Source organism: Mesorhizobium sp. M7A.F.Ca.US.006.04.2.1 (genome assembly GCF_004022915.1).
Classification (GTDB): Bacteria; Pseudomonadota; Alphaproteobacteria; order Rhizobiales; family Rhizobiaceae; genus Mesorhizobium; species Mesorhizobium ciceri.
Map to the genome: position 1 here is coordinate 1 of NZ_RZQA01000831.1, position 2,832 is coordinate 2,832.

Here is a 2,832-nt window from a genome sequence, read left to right on the forward strand (position 1 = left end):
CTGCAGACGTGATCTGCCGGATCTGATACTCATGGATCTAGCGATGCCAGAGATGGACGGCGTGGAAGCGACGCGCAGAATCATGGCGGAAACCCCGTGCTCAATCTTGCTGGTGACCGCCAGTATCGAAGCCAACCTCGCCGGTGTCTACGAAGCAATGGGCCATGGCGCGCTGGACGCGGTCGATATTCCGTCAGTAGGCATCGAAGGTAATGCGTCCTCGCAATCCGCACGGCTTCTAACGAACAAGATTGCGACGATCGGCAAGCTGATCGGTGATGCGCCGGCCAAGACAAAAAGGCGGATGTCACGTGACGCTGAGCCGACACCTCGACGCTTAATTGCAATCGGCGCCTCCGCGGGCGGGCCGGCCGCCGTTGCCGCAGTCCTGAGTGCGTTTCCCGTTGATTTTGACGGCGCGATCGTGCTCGTCCAGCATCTCGATGCTCAGTTCGTGCCGGGGCTTACTGATTGGCTGGGACAGCATACGCCTCTCCCGATCCGTCCGGCGCGGGAAAAGGATAGTCCTCAAGCGGGCACTGTTCTCGTAGCCAGTTCTGCGGATCATCTGGTTTTCAAGTCAGCTCAACAACTTGGCTATACGCCCAGCCCCAAGGACAATGTTTATCGGCCGTCCGTTGATGTGTTCTTCGGAAGTGCGGCGCAATGGTGGCCTGGCTCTGTGATTGGTGTCCTGCTCACAGGCATGGGCAGGGATGGTGCGCGCGGGCTAAGACAGCTCCGCGACAAAGGGCATCTCACGATCGCCCAGGATCGAGCAACCAGTGCAGTCTATGGCATGCCGAAGGCCGCCGCCGAAATCGGCGCGGCTGTTGATATTCTTCCTTTGAGTGCGATCGGCTCACGTATAATCGAAGCCTGCGAGCGCTCCACGTGAAAAGGCTCGTCCGATGACGCAAGAACCAGAGCTGGTCCCGCCACTCACAGACAACTATTCATCCATGGTTCTGCTCATCGATGATCAGATCATGGTTTGCGAGGCGGTCAGGCGCGCTCTAGCCAACGAACCCGATATTTCCCTACACTTCTGCACCGACCCGTTGAGAGCAATGACAGTCGCGGATGAGGTAAAGCCAACCGTTATCCTGCAGGATCTCGTCATGCCCGGCGTCGATGGGCTGCATCTGGTGCGAGAATACAGGAAGCATGCGTCGACACGCGCGGTCCCAGTCATTGTGCTGTCGAGCAAGGAAGATCCAGCCACCAAGGGCGAAGCCTTTGCTGCGGGAGCGAACGACTATCTCGTCAAACTGCCGGATCGTATCGAGCTGATTGCACGTATTCGATATCACACGCGGGCTTATCTGGATCACGTCCAGCGAGACGCGGCATACCGAGCGCTAAGGGAAAGCCAGCGACAGCTGATCAGTGCAAATCTCGAGCTTGAACGTCTGACGCGGATCGATGGCCTGACGGGCCTCGGCAACAGGCGCTATTTTGATGAATATCTGGCGGCCGAATGGAAGCGCGCTTTTCGCGCACAGTCCCCATTGTCGCTGTTGATGATCGATGCCGACAACTTCAAACGATACAACGATACCTATGGCCATATGGCCGGCGATGAGGTGCTCAAGCAAATCGCCCGCGTGATCCAGAGCGGTTCCGGCCGCTCCACCGACCTCGCTGCGAGGTACGGAGGCGAAGAGTTCGTGGTCGTGCTGGTCGACACTTTACTGGAACAATCCAGTGCGATCGCAGAGCGGCTCGTCCAGGGCGTGCGGGAGTTGAACATACCCCACGGCCCGGATCGTGTGACCATCAGCGTCGGCGTTGCAACAGCGGTGCCCACCGCGGACGAGACGCCAAATGATTTCGTCAATGCCGCCGATTTGGCCCTATTTCGTGCCAAATCGGAAGGACGAAATCGTGTCGCGCTTCATATGTCCCGCAGCTAGACAAGCTCAACGCACTTCTCAGGCTAAGATGGAACTTTCTGAGCGTACGTTGAACGCGCCTGGGCTCGCCCGGCCTTCAAGAAGCTCTATGCCGACCAGCTCGCTTACTTTGCGGCTGGAGCTCGAACCCATCGTTAATGACCGCTGGGCGTCCGGTTCTGGGTGGGAACGTGCCGGTTCGCCTGATCGCTCGAATTTCTGCTTTTGGGATTCCGCTGGGGCCAGCTCAACGGCTGACTTGAGGCGCCAAGCGGAATATCGGCATCGCGCCGCGATGGTTGAGAATCAATCGCGGCTCAATGCTCGCCGGAGAGCACCGAAGCGAATGCGATATTGCGCCGGCGTCACCCCGACCTTGCGGCGGAAAAGACGCCCGAAAAAACTCGCATCCTCGTAGCCGACTTCATTCGCCACCGCTTCGACAGGGAGATCGCCCCCCTCCAGCAGCTGCTTTGCCTTCTCGAGTCTGAGCGCATGGATGTAGTCGATAGCCTTCATGTCCGTAGCCCTCGCGAAGCGGCGCACGAAGGAGCGCTCGGACAGGCCTGACAACTTGGTCATGGCTGCGACGGGCGACGGCGTCCGGTAGTTGAGTTCCGCCCATCTCTGGCACCGGTTGATCACCGCGTCGCTGGTCTGGCGAAAGCGCATCAGCGCGGCGAAGGGCTGCTGGCCCATGTCGTGCCACTGCAGCATGTAGACCTTGGCGACCTCCATCGCCTCCTTGAGGCCGACAAAGCGCGCGATGAGATAGAGGGCGAGATCCTGCCAGCTCGAGCCGCCTCCCGCCATGACCACCCGTTGCGCCTCGCCGCTCAGCACAAGCGACTGGTCCGGCCTCACCTTCACGCCGGGGTAGTTGTTCGTGAGCGTCTCGACATAGCCCCAGTGAATTGTGGCCTCGCGATTGTCGAGC

The 2,832-nt window shown here is 59.6% G+C and carries 3 protein-coding genes; 2 read left to right on the forward strand and 1 reads right to left on the reverse strand.

Annotation, left to right across the window (positions count from 1 at the left end; translation table 11 throughout):
• Both cheB and EN925_RS30760 read left to right on the forward strand, forming a co-directional pair.
• The coding region (cheB, locus tag EN925_RS30755; protein WP_128337165.1) for a chemotaxis-specific protein-glutamate methyltransferase CheB at positions 1 to 898 on the forward strand (898 nt) is incomplete at its 5' end.
• A 13-nt stretch (positions 899 to 911) separates the two neighbouring features.
• Positions 912 to 1,916, forward strand: a complete 1,005-nt coding sequence (locus EN925_RS30760) for a PleD family two-component system response regulator (protein ID WP_064994975.1) — start codon at positions 912 to 914, stop codon at positions 1,914 to 1,916.
• A gap of 285 nt (positions 1,917 to 2,201) precedes the next feature.
• On the opposite strand, the gene EN925_RS30765 is transcribed toward EN925_RS30760, so the two are convergent.
• On the reverse strand, positions 2,202 to 2,832 hold a 631-nt coding region (locus EN925_RS30765; protein WP_128337166.1), incomplete at its 5' end, for a helix-turn-helix domain-containing protein.

What these genes read in the sequence shown, in the direction of transcription:
- EN925_RS30760 (WP_064994975.1), top strand. Translation starts at nt 912, where the DNA reads ATGACGCAAGAACCAGAGCTGGTCCCGCCACTCACAGACAACTATTCA.